This is a genomic window from Blautia glucerasea, assembly GCF_020537505.1.
Taxonomy (GTDB): domain Bacteria; phylum Bacillota; class Clostridia; order Lachnospirales; family Lachnospiraceae; genus Blautia_A.
The window spans coordinates 36,531-55,944 of sequence record NZ_JAJBMO010000021.1 but is presented as its reverse complement, the minus strand read 5'-3'; the positions used below and the strand labels follow the sequence as shown (position 1 = coordinate 55,944).

Sequence of the window (19,414 nt, the reverse complement as noted above, 5' to 3'; positions counted from 1 at the left end):
TTTAATATGAAAATTTATCAGAAAGACATTGTGTAGAGTAATCTATGCAGTGTCTTTTTTTGTGTGTAATTGGCGGTCTTGCGGGATGCTATGCAGCGATTGCAGCAGCACGCCACGGAAAATCCGTAGTCCTTGTAGAAAAAGGAGCAACAGAACGAAGCGGCTCCGCAGGAAGCGGCTTTGACCATTGGGAAAGTGCCTGTACAAATCCATGTTCCAGCGTTACTGCAAAGGAAATCGCAGAAGCCTATGTAAACGAACAGGACGGCTACAGTAACGGAATCGGACATTATATCGAATGCAGGGAAGGCTATGACCGCCTTCTTGACATGGAATCCTTCGGTGGAAAAATCCGCGACACAGAACGCGGATTTGATCCAAAGAAGCACATGCTTCAGAGCTATGGAACCGGCTGGCAGTCAGCTGCTTTCCTGGATCAGGAAAGGCAGCTGTTTGGTGCCCCCTGGTGGAATCATTACAGACTGGGACCTGAAAACAAATATTGATGGAATTTATGCTGCCGGAGACCAGCTTTATGCATCAGACTGCTGCGGAACCAAGTGCAAAGACCTTCTGACTGAGGGACTTGACCTTCTGGCACAGTACATGAGAATGGAAAGGTTGTAAAAGGCGAGATCCCGAAAGGACTAGACACAAAATGAATAACGAAACACACGAAATGTACGCATCCACGTTTTCCAGCAGTGCAAGACCGCTGGTGTTCGATGAAAACATATGCGTAGGCTGCAACCGCTGTGCAGGATATACAGCTTAAGCTGCCGGGCTTAGATCAGATTTATTTCTGAATAGAATATAAATAAAGGCACTGATATTTTCTGAAGAAAATTAATTTCTCACGGACATATCAGTGCTTTTGTTTTTTGCGTGTGCTTAAAAAGAATCTGGTATTTTTGGAGTACTGTTCGCTGATAATATTGAACGAAGCAGTTTGGGGACAAACCTTAAACGGTAATATTATTTATGGTAAGATCAAAAGAAAAGGTCAAAAGAAAGTGGAAAAAGATTTGCTTAAAGTGTAATTTTTTTGTATGATAGGTGGTATAATAAATATTTGATAAATTCATATCAACTATTTATAAAAGCGGAGAAAGATAACTTTATAAAGACAGTTAGATTGATTGCGGTAAAATCTGGCTGGTGCAAAATATTACATCTAAGGAGAAGTGAGAATGAGAGGACTATACTCGTCAAAGACAAAAATCAGACACCAGATTTTTACTGAAATTGCCCGACTTGCCTATGAGGGTGATATGGAGAAGGAGATGGACGAGCTTCCATACAAGATCCTTCCAGGAGAAGTAGCTACCTATCGTGACAGTATTTTCCTGGAAAGAGCCATTGTAGGAGAGAGGCTTCGCGTGGCAATGGGACTGCCTCTTCGCAATATTTCCGAGCATGCGCCTATTTCCAAAGGCGTGGAGGCCAGCTTAATTGAAGAGAAATATTATGAGCCGCCCCTTATCAATATTATTAAATTTGCCTGCAATTCCTGTCCGGAGAAGCGGGTGATCGTCACAGAGGGCTGCCAGGGCTGTCTGGAACACCCCTGTCAGGAAGTCTGTCCCAAGCAGGCCATCCACATGGAAAACGGGCGGTCGGTGATCGATCAGGACAAATGTATCAAATGTGGAAAATGTCTGGAATCCTGTCCATATAATGCCATTATCAGGCAGGAGCGTCCGTGTGCCAAGGCATGCGGAATGAACGCCATCCATTCAGACGAGTATGGCAGAGCAGAAATCGACTATGACAAGTGTGTTTCCTGTGGAATGTGTCTGGTCAGCTGCCCGTTCAGTGCCATAGTAGATAAGGGACAGATTTATCAGACCATTATGGCATTAAAAAGTGATACACCAGTTTATGCCATTGTAGCGCCTGCTGTGGCAGGCCAGTTTGAGCCGGAATTGAAGAATACCAAGTTGCGGGGAGCTTTTAAGGCTCTTGGATTTACGGATATCAAGGAAGTGGCTGTGGGTGCTGACCTTTGTACCATTGAGGAAGCCAAGGACTTCATGGAGGAAGTACCGGAGAAAATTCCGTTTATGGGAACCTCCTGCTGTCCGGCATGGTCTGTTATGGCGAAAAAGATGTTTCCCCAGTATGCCAACTGCATTTCTATGGCACTCACTCCTATGGTGCTGACTGCCAGACTTCTGAAACAGGAAGAGCCAGACTGCAAGATTGTGTTTGTAGGGCCATGTGCAGCCAAGAAGCTGGAGGCAAGCCGTAAGTCGGTTCGAAGCTATGTGGACTTCGTTCTCACCTTCGAAGAGGTGAAAGGCATGTTTGATGCCAAGGGCGTTGATTTTGCCAGCCTTCCGGAAGAAGAGCCTCTTACCCAGGCCAGCAGTGACGGCCGTGGCTTCGCTGCCAGTGGTGGTGTAGCAGCTGCAGTTGTGAAAGCTGTGAAGCGTATGGATCCGGACCGCGAGGTGAAGGTTGTCAGTGCTAACGGCCTTCAGGAGTGCAAAAAGATGATGATGGCTGCCAAGGCTGGAAAATACAACGGCTATCTGCTGGAGGGCATGGCCTGCCCAGGCGGATGTATAGCCGGTGCTGGAACGGTGCAGACTGTAAAGAAAGCAGGAGTGGCGCTGGAGAAAATGAAGAAGGAAGCGTCATTTGAAGAGTGTATGGATACTTCATTTGGCGGGGAACTGGAGAAACTGGAAGAGCTGTAAATCCTCCAGAATAAATGAGAAGGAGAAAATCAAAATGCGTGCATACGAACGTTTATTAAACTATGTGAAAGTATATACTACAAGCGAGGACGAGCAGGAGAACGTGCCGTCCACCAGCCGCCAGTTTGACCTGGGAAATCAGCTGGCAGAGGAATTGAAAAAGACAGGAGTTCAGGATGTGCGCATTGATGACAAGTGCTATGTGTATGGTGTGATCCCGGCGACAGAAGGGCTTGAAGATAAGCCAGCCATTGGTTTTATTGCACATATGGACACGGCACCTGATTTCTCAGGTGAGAATGTAAATCCACAGATCATCCAGAATTATGATGGCGGGGATGTGAAGCTGGGAGATAGCGAATATACCCTTACCTTGAGAGATTTTCCACATCTTTCCTCTTTAAAAGGAAGAACTTTGATCACCACAGATGGAACCACACTTCTTGGGGCTGATGACAAGGCTGGCGTAGCAGAAATCATGACCATGGCAGAGCAGATTATCACAGAGAACATTCCTCATGGAAAAATCTGCATCGGCTTTACCCCGGATGAGGAGGTTGGCCGGGGCGCAGATTTCTTCGATGTAGCGGGATTTGGGGCTGATTTTGCCTATACCGTAGATGGTGGCGCAGAGAATGAGATCGAGTATGAGAACTTTAATGCCGCAGGTGCAAAGGTAAAGATCAAAGGCTTTTCCGTACATCCGGGCAGCAGCAAAAATACCATGATCAATGCAGCGCTGGTTGCCATGGAGTTCAACAACATGCTTCCAGCGGGCGATATTCCGGCGAACACAGAGGAGTACGAGGGATTTTTCCACCTCTGTGAAATGAGTGGGGATGTATCTTCTGCAAGCCTTGACTATATTATCCGTGACCATGACAGTGCCATGTTCGCCTGCCGTCAGGAGATGATAAGACATATCGCCAAGCTTCTTAACGAAAAATACGGCGAAGGCACCGTCACCCTCACCATCAAAGAACAGTACCGCAACATGAAAGAGAAGATCGAGCCCTGCATGCACCTGATCGACAACGCAAAGAGAGCCGTTCAGCAGTCTGGCCTTTCCCCAGTAACAGTAGCCATCCGCGGCGGCACTGACGGTGCCCGTCTTTCCTTCATGGGTCTTCCCTGCCCCAACCTCGGAACCGGCGGTTACGCCTTCCACGGTCCCTGTGAACACATTACTGCAGAGGGAATGGACTATGCGGTGGAGAATCTGAAGAATATTGTGAAACTGTACGCTTAAGATGTGACAATTAGATAAAATGAGAGCGAAAGCACCTGTCGTGATACTGAACAGCAGGTGCTTTTTTTAAACAGACTCTAGGACAGACCATTTTTCTAAAAATTTAAACAAAATTTTACACCAACAAGACAACAACCTGTTTTTTCTCCCATACAATGATCCTGCGAAAAAGTTAAAAAAATAAAAAAGGAGAAATGATCTGCTTGAAGTACCAGGAAATTTTAAACAATAAGGAAATTAACGCATATCTGAAAAAGGGAGACGCCAATCTGGGAATGATGGGCTTTACGGACCATTCCAAGGCCCATTGCATACAGGTTTCACACAGAGCTGGAAAAATACTGGAGAAGCTGGGATATTCCAAACATGATGTGGAACTGGCAAAAATAGCAGGATATATGCACGACATTGGAAACGCCATCAACAGAACCCATCACGCAGAATACGGTGCCCTGCTTGCAAACGATCTTTTAAAAGAAACCAATATGCCGATGGAAGACCGGATCACCATTGTATCTGCCATTGGAAATCATGACGAATCCACAGGAAACCCGGAAGATGTTGTCTCCGCTGCTCTGATCATTGCAGATAAGACGGACGTGAGAAGAAGCAGGGTACGTCAGAAAGATAGTTCTGCATATGATATTCACGACCGTGTAAACTATGCTGTTACAGAATCCAAACTGAAAATTGAGAAAGACAAATCTGTACTTGCGCTAAATCTTCAGGTGGATGAAGGCATTTGTTCCATGTATGATTATTTCGAAATCTTTCTGGATCGGATGATGCTTTGCAGAAAATCAGCTGAGGTTTTGAAAACCACATTTAAACTTACTGTAAATGGGCGCAAAGTGTTGTAAAAGAAAATGTATTATGGAAGTTCAATGACAGATAACTATCAACATAAAAATACACAAAACAGCACACCTATATTTGTACAATATGTAGAAGCCCAGAAAAAATGATAAAAAATTTCAAAAAATAGTTGTTAAAAGATTATCATTATGATATCTTAATGAGAGCGGAGAAAACCAATATTTTATGCGGAGACGAAGAGGGAAAAGTCCTTTTGTTGAGAATTGTTTGTCAGGAAACACATAGTGACATGACTTGAACCAGGAAAACAGGAAGAAAATCCTCTGTGTTTCTGGTTTAGGCCATGTCACAAGGCAGAAAATAAAGTTTTTAACCGCTTTTTTTTCTAACTGTGATTGTTAAAAAATAAACAAGAAACAAAGGACATCACACAGGGAAAACCAACTAATCCCACGGAAAAGTAACAAAATAGAGGGAAAAGTTGACACAATCCCACACCCCCATGAAAGGAGTTTTATATGAGCAGCAAAATTACCATTATCGGAGCTGGAAGCGTTGGCTCTACAATTGCCTACACACTGGCACATGATGAGATCGCTTCCGAGATTGTTCTGATCGACATCAACAAGGAAAAGGTAGAAGGCGAGGTTATGGACATCGAGCAGGGAACCTGCTTCAGAAGCCCGGTATCTCTGGTAGCCGGAGATTACGCAGATGCCAAAGATTCCGACATCGTAATTATTACTTCCGGAATCGCCCGCAAACCTGGACAGACCCGAATTGAGCTTACTCAGACAAATGTAAACATTCTGAAGAGCATTACCCCTCAGATTGTAAAAGAAGCTCCAAATGCCAAGTACATCATTGTAAGTAATCCAGTTGACATTATGACCTATGTGTTCACCAAGATTTCCGGACTTCCGGAGAATCAGATCATGGGATCCGGAACCATTCTTGATACAGCAAGACTTCGCTATGGACTTTCCGAGCATTTTAAAGTAGCCCAGGGAAATATCCACGCATACGTTTTTGGCGAGCATGGTGACACTTCCTTTATCCCGTGGACCGGCGCTTACATTTCCGGTCTCAGCACAGACGAGTATTATGAGGAAATGAAAGCACATGGCAAGGACGTGAAACCACTTGATAAAGAAGCCATGCTGGAATATGTGCAGAAATCCGGCGGAAAAGTTATTGCAAAGAAAGGTGCAACCTTTTACGCAGTATCCGCAACCGTTTGCCAGCTGGTAGGCCTGATCCTGGCTGCTTCCGATTCCCTTGCAACTGTATCCTCCATGCTTCACGGAGAGTATGGAATCGAAGATGTGTGCCTGAGTACCCTTACTCTTGTAGGACCAAACGGAATTCAGGGAAAAGTGCAGATGCGCATGAACAAAGAGGAAATCGCTTTGCTGAAAAAGAGTGCAGATGCCCTGAAGGAAGTAATCGCACAGATCGAATTGTAAAAATTGGAAAGGAAAAAAAGCATGAAGTACAGTTATTATCCAGGATGTACCCTGAAGAATAAGGCAAAAGATCTGGATGCCTATGCCAGAGCTTCTGCAAAAGCACTGGGCTTCGAAATGGAAGAGATAGAAGATTGGCAGTGCTGCGGCGGCGTATATCCTCTTGGCAGCGATGAGATTGCCACCAAGCTTTCTTCCGTCCGGGCTTTAAACGACGCAAAAGAAAAAGGACAGGATCTGATCACAGTCTGTTCAGCCTGTCATCATGTGCTCAAACGTGTGAACGACGACATGAAAAACGTGGACGACATCCGCACCAGAGCCAATAATTATCTGAAACTGGATACTCCATATGAAGGAGAGACAAATGTTCTTCATTATCTGGAGGTACTCCGTGATGAGGTAGGCTTTGACGAGATCAAAAAGAAAGTGGTTAATCCATTAAAAGGCAAGAAGATCGGCGCCTACTATGGCTGCCTTCTTTTAAGACCGGGAAAGATCATGGCATTTGATAATCCGGAGAATCCGACCATTATGGAAGACTTCATCCGTGCCCTTGGTGCAGAACCTGTGGTATACCCATATCGCAATGAGTGCTGCGGCGGCTACATTTCCCTGAAGGAAAAAGAAATGGCACAGAACATGTGCGAAAAGATCATGGACAGTGCAAAAGGCTTTGAAGCAGATATGCTGATCACAGCCTGTCCACTTTGCATGTATAACCTGAAAAAGAACGGAACCGGTGATCTTCCTGTTTACTATTTTACAGAACTTCTTGCAGAAGCTCTCGGAGTAAAAGAGGAGGTGGCGAAGTAATGGCTTATACATATGGAAATACCCAGAATGCAGCAGAGAGAATCAAAGAAATTTCCGGAGTAAATCCCTTGAAATGTATGAAATGCGGCAAATGCTCTGCAACCTGTCCTGCATTTAACGAGATGGATATCAAGCCTCACCAGTTTGTAACTTATGTACAGAACGGCGATATTGAAGCCCTTGCACAGTCAAAATCCTTATGGAAATGTCTCTCCTGCTTTGCATGTGTAGAACGCTGTCCAAGAGATGTAAAACCGGGAAAACTGATCGACGCAGCCAGACAGCTGGTTGTCCGCGAGCGTGGGCAGAACTATCTGACCGCAGACGAAATTCCGGAGCTGCTTGATGAAGAAACACCGCAGCAGCTGCTGGTAAGTGCATTCAGAAGATACAGGAGGTGAGAAACAGGTGCAGAGAATAGGTGTATTCGTATGTCATTGTGGTACCAATATTGCAGCCACAGTTGATGTAAAAAAAGTAGTAGAGATGACAGCAAAAGAACCGGGCGTTGTTCATGCAGAGGATTATCAGTACATGTGCTCCGAAGCAGGGCAGGCCAAGATCATTAATGCCATCCATGAAAAGAATCTGACAGGAATCGTAGTCTGTTCCTGTTCCCCGCGTATGCATGAGGCTACCTTTAGAAAGGCAGCACAGAAAGCGGGCTTAAACCCATATATGGTAGAGATTGCCAATATCCGTGAGCATTGCTCCTGGATCCACAAGGATATGGAAGAGGCTACCTTAAAGGCAGTGATCCTTGCAAGAGCCGCAATCGCAAAAGTAAATCTGGACGCTCCTCTGCAGCCAGGCGAGAGCCTTGTAACCAAACGGGCTCTTGTAATCGGCGGAGGTATTGCCGGAATCCAGTCTGCTCTTGATATTGCAGAGGCTGGTTACGAGGTTGATATTGTGGAGAAGCTTCCAAGTATCGGTGGAAGAATGTCCCAGCTGGACAAAACCTTCCCAACACTGGACTGCTCCGCATGTATTCTTACACCAAAGATGGTAGAGGCAGCAGCCCACGAGAAAATCAACATTTATACATACAGTGAGGTTGAAAAGGTAAGCGGCTTTGTAGGTGACTTCACCGTTGATATCCGCAAGAAAGCAAGAAGCGTGGATATGAGCAAATGTACCGGATGCGGCGTTTGTTCTGAGAAATGTCCGTCCAAGAAAAATCCAAACGAATTTAACCGTGGTCTGAACAACAGAAGTGCTATCTACATTCCGTTTGCTCAGGCTATCCCAAATGTTCCGGTTATCGACCGTGAGCATTGTACCAAGTTTAAAACCGGAAAATGCGGTGTCTGCTCCAAGGTTTGTGCAGCTGGTGCAATCGATTATGAGCAGAAGGACGAGATCATTACACAGAAATACGGTGCAATCGTGGTCGCAACCGGTTTCGATGTGATTCCGCTTGATAAATACGATGAGTACGCTTACAGCCAGAGTAAGGATGTTATCACCTCTCTTGAGCTTGAACGTATTATGAATGCAGCTGGACCTACAAAGGGGCATCTTGAGAGACTTTCCGATGGAAAAGCTCCGAAGAACATTGTATTCGTACAGTGTGTGGGAAGCCGTTGCTCTGATGAAAGAGGAAAGAGCTACTGCTCCAAGATCTGCTGTATGTACACTGCAAAACATGCAATGCTGATCCGTGACAAATATCCGGATACAAACGTAACTGTTTTTTATATTGATGTTCGTACTCCGGGTAAAAACTTTGATGAGTTCTACAGAAGAGCTGTTGAAGATTATGGAGTAAATTATGTAAAAGGCCAGGTTGGAAAGGTAATCCCACAGCCGGATGGAACTCTTATGGTCCAGGCTTCAGACCTGCTTGAAAATAAACAGATCCTTATGGAAGCAGACATGGTGGTTCTCGCAGCTGCCATCGAGCCAAACAAGGATGTCAGAAAAATTGCAACTATGCTTACCGCAAGTATTGATACCAACAATTTCCTCACAGAGGCACATGCAAAGCTTCGTCCGGTAGAGTCCCCTACAGCCGGTATTTTCCTTTCCGGTGTATGCCAGGGACCAAAGGATATTCCAGAGACAGTTGCACAGGCTGGCGCAGCAGCAGTAAAGGCAATCGGCCTTCTTGCAAAAGACAAGCTGACCACCAATCCATGTACCGCACATTCTGATGAGCTTCTTTGCAACGGATGCTCCCAGTGCGCAAATGTGTGTCCGTATGGTGCAATCTCTTATGAGGAAAAACAGGTAAATGACCACGGAATCCGTGAGACAAGAAGAATTGCTGTTGTAAACAATGCTCTTTGCCAGGGCTGTGGTGCATGTACGGTAACCTGCCCGTCCGGTGCAATGGATCTCCAGGGATTCTCCAACAGACAGATTTTAGCGGAGGTAGATGCAATATGTCGATAGAAGCAAAAGAAGAATTCAGACCGAAGATCGTGGCATTCTGCTGTAACTGGTGCAGCTACGCAGGTGCAGACCTTGCAGGAAGCAGCCGTCTTTCTTATCCGGCTGATGTAAAGATCATCCGCGTACCATGCTCCTGCCGTGTAAATCCAATGTTTATCCTCCGTGCCTTTGAAAAAGGTGCTGACGGTGTGATCATGTGCGGCTGCCATCCGGGAGACTGCCATTACACAACCGGAAACTATTACGCGAGAAGACGTATGACACTTCTTTTCTCCATGCTGGATTTCATCGGTGTGGAAAATGGCCGTACCCGTGTTGAGTGGGTATCTGCCGCAGAAGGTGTAAAATTCTCCCAGACTATGAATGAATTTGTGGAAAAAATCTATTCTCTGGGTAAAAACGTCAGATTGGAGGATTTAAGATGCAGGAACTGATCGCCCGTGCAAAAGAACTGCTGGCTGACGGAACCGTAGCACGTGTTCTTGGCTGGAAAGCCGGAGACCTGCCTTACAATCCGGAAGCAGCATATTTCGAGACCGCAGAAAGCCTGGATGAATTTGTCTACAATGGTTTCTGCGGACAGAACTTAAGTAAAATGATGATCGAGGCTTCCAAATTAGAGGGGAAAACCCTTGTCTGTCTGAAGCCTTGTGATACCTACAGCTTTAACCAGCTGATCAAAGAGCACCGTGTAGACCGCGAAAAAGCCTATATCATCGGTGTTGGATGTAAAGGAAAGCTGGATGTGGAAAAAATCCGTAAAATGGGAATCAAGGGAATCCAGGGCATTTCCGGTGCCGAGCTTACCGATGATTGTGAAGAACTTCACATTTCCACTATCTACGGCGACAAGACCGTAGCTTACAAAGACGCTATGCTGGAGCGCTGTCATGTATGCAAAGGAAAAGAGCACATGATCTACGACGAGATCATCGGCGAATCCAAGGATACAAAAGATGCAGACCGTTTCGCAGAGGTTGAGAGAATTGAGAAAATGAAGCCGGAAGAGCGTTTCGCATTTTTCCAGAAAGAGCTTAGCAAATGTATCCGCTGCAACGCCTGCCGCAATGCCTGCCCGGCATGCAGCTGCCGTAAATGTGTATTCGACAGCACCAAGTTTGACAGTGCACAGAAGGCAAATGTGGATTCCTTCGAAGAGAAAATGTTCCACATTATCCGTGCCTTCCACGTTGCAGGAAGATGTACAGACTGCGGTGAGTGCAGCCGTGTCTGCCCGCAGGGAATTCCCCTTCACCTGTTTAACCGTAAGTTTATCAAGGATATTGATACCTTCTACGGGGAATATCAGGCTGGCGCAGATGCAGAGTCAAAGGGTCCGCTGACCAGCTTTACATTTGACGATGTAGAGCCAGGTGTAGTGGCAGAAAGGGGATAATGTATGTATAAGATTGAGAAAGAAAATCTGGAAGCATTATTCCGGAAAATCGCAGAAAGTCAGGACCTGATCCTTCCCATCAAAAAGGCAGGTCAGACAAACTTTGGCCTCTGGAACGAGGAAGAAGAGGCAGATCTGGATACACTGAAAACCGTAAAATCCGGCAAAGACGCCTTTTTCCCACAGAGCGAGACACTTTATACGGTTGTCCGTGATGGAAAGAAGCTGACTGTTGAGCCAGAAGCGCTTAGAAACCGTCCTTTTGTTGTATTTGGCATGAAAGCCTGCGATGTAAAAGGCGTTGCAGTTCTGGACAAGGTTTTCCTTGCAGATCCTGTTGATACCTTCTATGCAGCAAGAAGAGAACATGGAACCATCGTTGCCATGGCGTGCCATGAGCCAGAGGAATCCTGTTTCTGTAAAGTATTTGGAACAGACGCAGCAGATCCGGCAGCAGACGCTGATACGAAAGGCATTGCTGATGTAGCTGTCTGGATGGTAGAGGGAAGCCTTTACTGGAAAGCCCTTACCGGGAAGGGAGAGACTCTTACGGAAGCAGTAAAAGAACTTCTTACCCCGTCTGATGATGGTCAGGCAAAAGTAGATGCTGAAAAAGAAGCAATCAGAAGCATTGTGGAAAAACTTCCATACACCCATCTTTCCCTGGAAGGCTGGGATGGAAACGCCACAGATGAAAAATTTGGTTCTTCTGTCTGGGAGACCTTATATAAACCTTGCCTGGCATGTGGAACCTGTACCTTTGTATGTCCAACCTGCCAGTGCTACGACATTAAGGACTATGACACAGGACACGGTGTAAAACGTTACCGCTGCTGGGATTCCTGTATGTATTCCGATTTCACTATGATGGCTCACGGAAACAACCGTACCAGCCAGATGCAGAGATTCCGCCAGAGATTCATGCACAAACTGGTTTATTTCCCAGCCAACAACGGCGGCATGTATTCCTGCGTAGGATGTGGCCGCTGCGTGGAAAAATGCCCGTCATCCCTGAACATTGTGAAGGTGATCAAGGCTTTTGAAAAGCATGGAGGTGAAAAGTAATGAGCGAGTGTACCTGTCATAAAAATTATACTCTGGATACTCTGATTCCGCAGGTTGGCGTGATCACAGACATTCACGAGGAGACACCGGATGTAAAAACCTTCTGCGTAACTGCACCGGATGGAGGAAAGCTTTTCGAACATATGCCTGGTCAGTGTGCAATGGTCTGCGCACCAGGCGTAAGCGAAGGTATGTTTTCCATTACTTCTTCTCCCACAAACAAAGAGTATCAGGAATTCAGTATTAAAAAATGCGGAGAGCTGACCTCTTATCTCCACAGCCTTCAGGTGGGAGATGAGATCACAGTCCGTGGACCATATGGAAACCATTTTCCGGTAGAGGATAAGCTGAAGGGTAAAAATCTTCTGTTTATTGCCGGTGGTATCGGTCTTGCACCACTTCGCTCCGTAATCAACTACGTTCTTGACAACCGCGATGACTACGGCACTGTAGATATTCTCTACGGTTCCCGTTCCGCAGACGATCTTGTAAAATTAAAAGAGATTCAGGAAGTCTGGATGAATGCAAAAGACGTAAATGTATATCTGACTATCGACCGTGAGCAGGAAGGATGGGACGGACATGTAGGCTTCGTACCAACCTATTTGAAAGAAATCGGCTTCGATACTAACAAAGTTGCGTTAGTCTGCGGACCGCCGATCATGATCAAATTTGTACTTCAGGGCCTTGAGGAGCTTGGTTTTACAAGAACCCAGGTTTACACAACACTGGAGCTTCGCATGAAGTGCGGTATTGGTAAATGCGGACGTTGCAACATTGGATCTAAATATGTCTGCAAAGACGGTCCGGTATTTAGAATGGACGAGATTGACCAGTTACCTGACGAGTACTAAGTAAACCCAAAAGTTTCAGTAAATACAAGGGGGATTTTTATGACATTGGCAGATACAGCTCATGGATCAGACTGGATACTCTGGGTCGTCTTTGCTGTCTTTGTAATTTTGACCATTGCTTTACTAAGTGGTCATGGCAGCAAATTTATTTCTGGCTATAACACTGCTTCAAAAGAAGAGAAAGCCAGATATGATGAGAAAAAGCTGTGCCGTGTATACGGAATTGGAATGGGCGTGATTGCTATTCTCCTTCTGATAACCGGACTATTTGAAATCTTTTTGCCATCCAGTTTTGTTTATGTGCTATTAGTTTTAATTGTCATAGATGTTGTAATTATTATTATCCTGAGTAACACAATTTGTAAGAAATAGAGTTAGACAATCAGAAGAAAGGAACTCCCAACATGGAAAATATGGTAAACGTATATTTCTTCGGTAAAAAATACACCGTACCAGCTGACCTGACCATTATGACGGCCATGGAATACGCCGGATATACCTTAAAACGCGGCTGTGGATGCCGTCACGGCTTCTGCGGCGCCTGCGCCACAATCTACAGAATCAAAGGCGACAACGAACTGAAAACCTGTCTTGCCTGTCAGACACAGGTACAGGAAGGCATGTATGTAGCAAGCATCCCATTTTTCCCTACAGACAAGAGACTCTACAACATCGAAGACCTTCAGCCAAACCAGCAGGTCATGATGGAGCTCTACCCGGAAATTTACAGCTGTATCGGCTGTAACGCATGTACAAAAGCATGTACCCAGGGCTTAAATGTAATGCAGTACATCGCATATGCACAGAGAGGCGAGCTTGAGAAATGCGCAGAAGAATCCTTTGACTGCGTAAGCTGCGGATGCTGTTCTGTAAGATGTCCGGCAGGTATCTCCCACCCGATGGTAGGTCTTCTTGCAAGACGTCTCACAGGAAAATACATTGCCCCTAAAAGTGAGCATCTTGAGAAACGTGTAGAAGAAATCCATGAAGGCAAATACGATGATCTGATCGAGCAGATCATGCAGAAACCGATCACAGACATGGAAGAACTTTATAACAACAGAGAAATTGAGAAATAAGGAGGGCATAAAAACATGTACGCACCATATCCAGAAAATATGATGGAATCCATCAAAAAGGTAGAGGCTACAAGAGCACAGCGTATGGCAACAGAGCCAAGGCGTCTGAGCGCTGATGAGAAAGATGCTCTTCTTAAGAAATTCCATCCAGACTATAACCCGGATGCATTTGCAGAAATCAAAGTAGGACCAAACAAAGGACAGAAGGCACCACTAGAGCTGGCAGAAATGCTTCACTCCGAAAGCCGTCTTCTGAATGAAAAAATTGACCTTAACAAAATCGATTATGATGTAGATGTACTTGTAATCGGCGGCGGCGGTGCAGGCTCCTCCTGTGCCATCGAAGCACACAATGCAGGTGCCAACGTTATGATCGTGACCAAACTTCGTATCGGTGATGCCAACACCATGATGGCGGAAGGCGGAATCCAGGCAGCTGACAAAGAAAATGATTCCCCTGTCCAGCATTATCTGGACTGCTTCGGCGGCGGACATTTTGCTGCAAAACCAGAGCTGGTAAAGAGACTTGTAATGGAAGCTCCGGATGCAATTAAATGGCTGAACGATCTTGGCGTTGAGTTCGACAAAGAAGAGGATGGAACCATGATCACCACACACGGTGGCGGAACCTCCAGAAAGAGAATGCATGCTGCAAAGGATTATTCCGGATCTGAAATCATGCGTACCATCCGTGACGAGGTTCTGAACCTTGGCATTCCGGTAGTAGAATTTACTTCCGCTGTGGAGCTTCTGAAAGATGAAAAAGGACAGACAGCAGGTGCTGTTCTTCTTAACATGGAAACCGGCGATTACTCCGTCGCAAGAGCAAAAACAGTTGTCATTGCAACTGGCGGGGCAGGAAGAATGCACTATCAGGGATTCCCTACCTCTAACCACTACGGCGCAACCGCAGATGGTCTTGTACTTGGCTACAGAGCAGGCGCTTCCCTTCTTTATCAGGATTCTATCCAGTACCATCCAACTGGTGCCATTTATCCGTCACAGATCCTCGGCGCGCTGGTAACAGAGAAGGTTCGTTCCGTTGGCGCGCAGCTTGTAAATGCAAACGGAGAAGCCTATATTCACCCTCTGGAAACCCGTGATGTGAATGCTTCCGGTGTTATCCGTGAATGTGAGGAAGGCCGTGGCGTAGAGGTTCCTGGCGGACTGAAAGGTGTATGGCTGGATACTCCGATGATCGAGATCCTTGGAGGCGAGGGAACTATTGAGAAGAGAATCCCGGCAATGTTCCGTATGTACATGAACTATGGCGTTGATATGAGAAAAGTGCCGATCGTGATCTATCCTACTCTTCATTACCAGAACGGCGGCCTGGAAATCGATGGAGACGGATTTACAAAAGAAATCCCGAACCTTCTGGTTGCAGGAGAAGCTGCAGGCGGAATCCATGGAAGAAACAGACTGATGGGCAACTCTCTTCTGGACGTAATCGTATTCGGAAGAAATGCCGGTAAAAAGGCAGCTGCAAAATGCAAAGAGGTAGAGCTTGGAAAAATGAATCTGGATCATATTTACGCATATGAGAAAGAGTTAAAAGCAGCAGGAGCAGAGACCGATAAAGTATCTCCATTACTGCTTCCAAACTATGCCCGTCACGAGCAGAGATAAAAATGAAATAAATATTATGAAAGAAGGGAGCTTACCAAAATGCGTGAAGTAGAAGTAAGCAGACTTACAGATGTCATTGAAAAACTCTGTATCGAAGCAAACGAACATCTTCCGGAAGACGTAAAATGCGCTATCAAAACATGCCGCGCATGCGAAGACGGAGAGATTGCCAAGGGTATCCTTGACAATATTATCGAGAATTTTGATATTGCAGATAACGAAAATGTACCGATCTGCCAGGATACAGGAATGGCATGTGTGTTCCTTGAAATTGGACAGGATGTGCACTTTGTTGGCGGAGATCTTACTGATGCCATCAATGAAGGTGTACGCCGCGGATACACAAACGGATACCTTCGCAAATCTGTTGTAAAAGATCCTGTGCGCCGTGGAAACACAGGAGACAATACGCCGGCTATGATCTATACAGAAATCGTTCCTGGCGATAAAGTGAAGATCACAGTGGGCCCGAAGGGCTTCGGAAGTGAGAACATGAGTATGATCCGTATGTTCAAGCCATCTGCAGGACTTCAGGGAATCAAGGATTTCATTCTGGAAGTCGTTGAGACAGCAGGCCCGAATCCATGCCCTCCTATGGTTGTAGGTGTTGGAATCGGCGGAACCTTTGACAAATGTGCCCTTCTTGCAAAGAAGGCACTGATGCGTCCTCTGGATTCCCACAATCCGGATCCATTCTATGCAGAGCTGGAAGACGAAATGCTGGAGAAAGTAAATAAGCTTGGAATCGGACCCCAGGGCTTTGGAGGAAAAACCACAGCCATTGGCCTGAATATTGAGACAATGCCTACTCACATTGCGGGAATGCCATGTGCAGTCAACATCAACTGCCACGTTACCCGCCACAAAACGGAGGTGATCTGATCATGGAAAGAAGACATATTACACTGCCTCTGACTGAAGAACTGGCAAAAACCCTTCACGCAGGTGATCAGGTTCTCCTTACCGGAACCATCTACACATCCCGTGACGCAGGACACAAACGTATGTGTGAGGCTCTTGCAAAAGGCGAAAAGATTCCTTTTGATCCAACAGATGCAACTATTTATTATGTAGGACCAACTCCTGCAAAACCAGGTCAGGTCATTGGATCTGCCGGACCAACTACCAGTGGCCGTATGGATGCCTATGCACCAACCATGATGTCTGTAGGAGCCCGGGGAATGATCGGTAAAGGAGCACGTCTGCCTGAAGTAGTAGAAGCCATGAAAAAATATCACGGCGTTTACTTCGGAGCCATCGGCGGCGCCGGCGCCCTTCTTGCCAAATGCATCAAAAAAGCTGAACTTATCGCCTATGAGGATCTGGGTGCAGAAGCTCTCCGTAAGCTTTACGTAGAAGATATGCCTCTTGTAGTCATTATTGACAGCGAAGGCAATAACCTTTATGAAGAGGGAAGAAAAGAGTATCTGGAAGCGCATAAAGAAAGCTGATCTTAGACATATAAGATATATATACTCCACATATCAAAATAGATGTTTACAGAAAGTGTTGTTTATTCTATAATTCAAAGATATGTATGTATACGAAAGACAAAAGACGAAAGAAGGAGCTTATTATGGACCATCATAAAAAGGTACAGACCTCAGAAGCATTTATAAACAGTGCATTTCTTGCAGTGTCAGGAGGATTTCAGGATGCCTATACCTATTTTACCCGCGATGGCGTTTTCTCCAACGCCCAGACCGGAAACGTGGTACTGATGAGTGAGCGGTTTATGAACGGTGAAGTGAAAGCAGGTCTGCATTATCTCATTCCCCTGACCGCATTCTTCCTTGGTGTTTTGTTAGCGGAACGCATTCAGGAAAAATTCCGTTATGCCAGACGCCTTCACTGGCGTCAGGGAATCCTTCTGGTAGAGATCATCCTGTTGTTTCTGGTTGGCTTCATCCCAGGAAACCTGAACGTGCTTGCCACCACCCTGGTATCCTTTTCCTGCGCCCTTCAGGTGCAGACCTTCCGAAAGGTTGAAGGAAATTCCTACGCCAGCACCATGTGTATCGGAAATCTGAGAAGCGGCACTGCAGCCCTTTCCGCTTACATGCGTGAAAGAAAGCCACGCATGCTTCATCAGGCCTTATGCTACTTCGCCATTATTTTTCTGTTTGCCATTGGTGCAGGAATTGGCGGCAGACTTTCAATGGCTTACGGCGAAAGAGCCATCTGGGTATCCAGCATCCTGCTTCTTATCAGCTTCCTGCTGATGTTTATTGAGGAAATCGAAGAGGCGGAACACCACTGGCAGTGAGAAATTAATAAAGCTTCAGTACCTTTACAATTACAAATTATAAAAAAACATCCAGTCTCCATACAACGATGGCAGGCTGGATGTTTTTTTATACAATATAATCTGTCGCAAATTGTGAGGCACATCTTGCGGAAAGTCTTCCTCAAACATGCTCCGCAGTTTAAGATAAAATCCCTGTAGACTGTAAAAACAGAATAAACATCATAACCGGTGTAACAAAGCGGATCATGACGCGGTACAATTTTTTTCTGCGGAACTTATCCCCGCTTCTTTCCATTTCGCTAATCACATAATCCGGCGTTACGATCCAGCCGATGAGAATTGTGGAAAGCAGTGCAATAAACGGCATCATAACACTGTTGCTGATGTAATCCATAATATCAAGAAGCTGTCCTACAGAACCGTTCGGAAGCTTCACTTCCACGTAGAAAATACTGTATCCCAAAGCGATAACTGCGGAAGCTGCAAGGTAGATCACAGATAAAACAAGAACTGTTTTTTTACGGCTGGTATGAAAAATTTCCATGCAGTTTGCAGTAATAGATTCCAGTACGGAAATACAGGAAGACAATGTTGCAAAAATAGCAGTTACAAAAAACAGGATTCCTACGAAGGTACCGGCTTTTCCCATTGCAGAAAATACCTTTGGCAGGGAAATAAACATCAGGCTTGGCCCGGCACCCATTCCCTCAGTGCCAGAAAAAACATATACTGCCGGGATGATCATGGCACCTGCAAGAAAGGCAACACCTGTGTCAAAAATTTCAATCTGATTGATCGCCTTGTTCAGGTTCACTTCAGGCTTTACATAGGAGCCGTAGGTGATCATAATTCCCATGGATACACTGAGTGAAAAAAACAGCTGGCTCATGGCATCCAGCAGAATCTGCAGAAAACGCTGCACAGTCAGTCCCTCAAAGTCAGGTGTCAGGTAGTAAAGAAAGCCCTGTAAGCCGGTACGAAGCTGACCGGAAGCATCCGTATGTGAAATCGTAAGAGAATACACAGCAATCACTACGACCAGGACCAGCAGGACCGGCATCATCCATTTGGATACTTTTTCAATCCCCTTTTCCACGCCATTGTATACAATGAAAGCAGTAACACTCATGAAAAGCAGTGCGAAGATCACCGGTGAAGTGGAAGAGGTGATAAAGGCTGTAAAATAGTCATCTGCGGCAGCTGCCTGCGCCTGACCGGTTACGTATACCACCGCATATTTGGTGATCCATCCGCCGATTACCGCGTAATAGGTCATAATAAGCACTGGTACAAGGAAGGTAAGGATTCCCAGGAACTTCCATCTGGGACGCATCTGGGTATAGGCTCCGATGGCACTCTTCTGCGTACGCCGTCCGATGGCAATATCAGAGGTGAGAAGGGTAAATCCGAAGGTAAGTACCAGAATCAGATATATAATTAAAAATAAGCCGCCTCCGTCTTTTGCGGCAAGATATGGGAATCTCCACAAATTTCCCACTCCTACAGCACTTCCGGCTGCTGCCAGGACAAAACCAAGCTGTCCTGAAAAATGGTTTGATTTTTTTTCCATTACATTTGTTTCCCCCTTAATGTTGTAAGAATAGGATAACATATGACAAGATAATAGTAAAACAAATACTTAAATTTTTAGCGAGCAGAAAGGAGTATAAGTTATTGTCCACTCCGTTCACAGTAAC

19 protein-coding genes are annotated in these 19,414 nt (G+C 45.6%); 18 read left to right on the top strand and 1 reads right to left on the bottom strand.

Going from position 1 to position 19,414, the window contains the following annotated elements:
* Positions 1-44: 44 nt before the first annotated feature.
* The 18 genes from LIQ05_RS14715 to LIQ05_RS14630 all read left to right on the top strand — a co-directional run bounded on the left by LIQ05_RS14715 (position 45) and on the right by LIQ05_RS14630 (position 17,735).
* The gene (locus LIQ05_RS14715; RefSeq protein WP_226821852.1) at positions 45-506 is read left to right on the top strand and encodes an FAD-binding protein; all 462 of its coding nucleotides are present in this window, start codon (positions 45-47) and stop codon (positions 504-506) included.
* Positions 507-1,190: 684 nt separating this feature from the next.
* Entirely contained in the window at positions 1,191-2,702 is a 1,512-nt protein-coding gene (locus LIQ05_RS14710) for a 4Fe-4S dicluster domain-containing protein (protein WP_226821849.1), read from the top strand.
* Between the two features lie 34 nt (positions 2,703-2,736).
* Positions 2,737-3,951: a peptidase T gene (gene pepT / locus LIQ05_RS14705; protein WP_226821846.1), complete on the top strand. Its 1,215-nt coding sequence runs from the start codon at positions 2,737-2,739 to the stop codon at positions 3,949-3,951.
* A gap of 194 nt (positions 3,952-4,145) precedes the next feature.
* The gene (locus tag LIQ05_RS14700; RefSeq protein WP_226821844.1) at positions 4,146-4,811 is read left to right on the top strand and encodes an HD domain-containing protein; all 666 of its coding nucleotides are present in this window, start codon (positions 4,146-4,148) and stop codon (positions 4,809-4,811) included.
* A 474-nt stretch (positions 4,812-5,285) separates the two neighbouring features.
* Entirely contained in the window at positions 5,286-6,233 is a 948-nt protein-coding gene (locus tag LIQ05_RS14695; RefSeq protein ID WP_226821842.1) for an L-lactate dehydrogenase, read from the top strand.
* A 21-nt stretch (positions 6,234-6,254) separates the two neighbouring features.
* Positions 6,255-7,049: a CoB--CoM heterodisulfide reductase iron-sulfur subunit B family protein gene (locus LIQ05_RS14690; protein WP_226821840.1), complete on the top strand. Its 795-nt coding sequence runs from the start codon at positions 6,255-6,257 to the stop codon at positions 7,047-7,049.
* Positions 7,049-7,450, top strand: coding sequence for a 4Fe-4S dicluster domain-containing protein (locus LIQ05_RS14685; protein WP_226821837.1), 402 nt, complete (start codon positions 7,049-7,051; stop codon positions 7,448-7,450). Before LIQ05_RS14690 ends, LIQ05_RS14685 begins: the two co-directional genes overlap by 1 nt.
* A gap of 7 nt (positions 7,451-7,457) precedes the next feature.
* Positions 7,458-9,446 (top strand): 4Fe-4S binding protein, encoded by a 1,989-nt coding sequence (locus tag LIQ05_RS14680; RefSeq protein WP_226821835.1) that lies wholly within the window; start codon positions 7,458-7,460, stop codon positions 9,444-9,446.
* A complete protein-coding gene (locus tag LIQ05_RS14675) occupies positions 9,437-9,880 on the top strand; it encodes a hydrogenase iron-sulfur subunit (RefSeq protein ID WP_117851105.1) in 444 nt (147 codons plus the stop codon). Before LIQ05_RS14680 ends, LIQ05_RS14675 begins: the two co-directional genes overlap by 10 nt.
* Entirely contained in the window at positions 9,868-10,842 is a 975-nt protein-coding gene (locus tag LIQ05_RS14670) for a 4Fe-4S dicluster domain-containing protein (RefSeq protein ID WP_226821832.1), read from the top strand. Before LIQ05_RS14675 ends, LIQ05_RS14670 begins: the two co-directional genes overlap by 13 nt.
* A 3-nt stretch (positions 10,843-10,845) precedes the next feature.
* Positions 10,846-11,907, top strand: coding sequence for a 4Fe-4S dicluster domain-containing protein (locus LIQ05_RS14665; RefSeq protein ID WP_226821830.1), 1,062 nt, complete (start codon positions 10,846-10,848; stop codon positions 11,905-11,907).
* Positions 11,907-12,761, top strand: coding sequence for an FAD/NAD(P)-binding protein (locus LIQ05_RS14660; RefSeq protein ID WP_021924662.1), 855 nt, complete (start codon positions 11,907-11,909; stop codon positions 12,759-12,761). Before LIQ05_RS14665 ends, LIQ05_RS14660 begins: the two co-directional genes overlap by 1 nt.
* Positions 12,762-12,800: 39 nt before the next feature.
* Positions 12,801-13,133, top strand: coding sequence for a DUF3784 domain-containing protein (locus tag LIQ05_RS14655; protein ID WP_226821827.1), 333 nt, complete (start codon positions 12,801-12,803; stop codon positions 13,131-13,133).
* Between the two features lie 32 nt (positions 13,134-13,165).
* Positions 13,166-13,840, top strand: a complete 675-nt coding sequence (locus tag LIQ05_RS14650) for a 2Fe-2S iron-sulfur cluster-binding protein (RefSeq protein ID WP_118578143.1) — start codon at positions 13,166-13,168, stop codon at positions 13,838-13,840.
* A 15-nt stretch (positions 13,841-13,855) separates the two neighbouring features.
* Positions 13,856-15,469: an FAD-dependent oxidoreductase gene (locus LIQ05_RS14645; protein WP_226821824.1), complete on the top strand. Its 1,614-nt coding sequence runs from the start codon at positions 13,856-13,858 to the stop codon at positions 15,467-15,469.
* Between the two features lie 39 nt (positions 15,470-15,508).
* Positions 15,509-16,351, top strand: coding sequence for a fumarate hydratase (locus LIQ05_RS14640; RefSeq protein WP_148461094.1), 843 nt, complete (start codon positions 15,509-15,511; stop codon positions 16,349-16,351).
* A gap of 2 nt (positions 16,352-16,353) precedes the next feature.
* On the top strand, positions 16,354-16,920 hold the full coding sequence (locus tag LIQ05_RS14635) for a Fe-S-containing hydro-lyase (RefSeq protein WP_177289920.1): 567 nt from the start codon (positions 16,354-16,356) through the stop codon (positions 16,918-16,920).
* A gap of 125 nt (positions 16,921-17,045) precedes the next feature.
* Complete coding sequence (locus tag LIQ05_RS14630; RefSeq protein WP_226821821.1) at positions 17,046-17,735, top strand: YoaK family protein; 690 nt, start codon at positions 17,046-17,048, stop codon at positions 17,733-17,735.
* A 160-nt stretch (positions 17,736-17,895) separates the two neighbouring features.
* Here the strand turns inward: LIQ05_RS14630 and LIQ05_RS14625 are convergent, their stop codons facing one another.
* The gene (locus LIQ05_RS14625; protein ID WP_226821817.1) at positions 17,896-19,287 is read right to left on the bottom strand and encodes a sodium-dependent transporter; all 1,392 of its coding nucleotides are present in this window, start codon (positions 19,285-19,287) and stop codon (positions 17,896-17,898) included.
* Between the last annotated feature and the right edge of the window lie 127 nt (positions 19,288-19,414).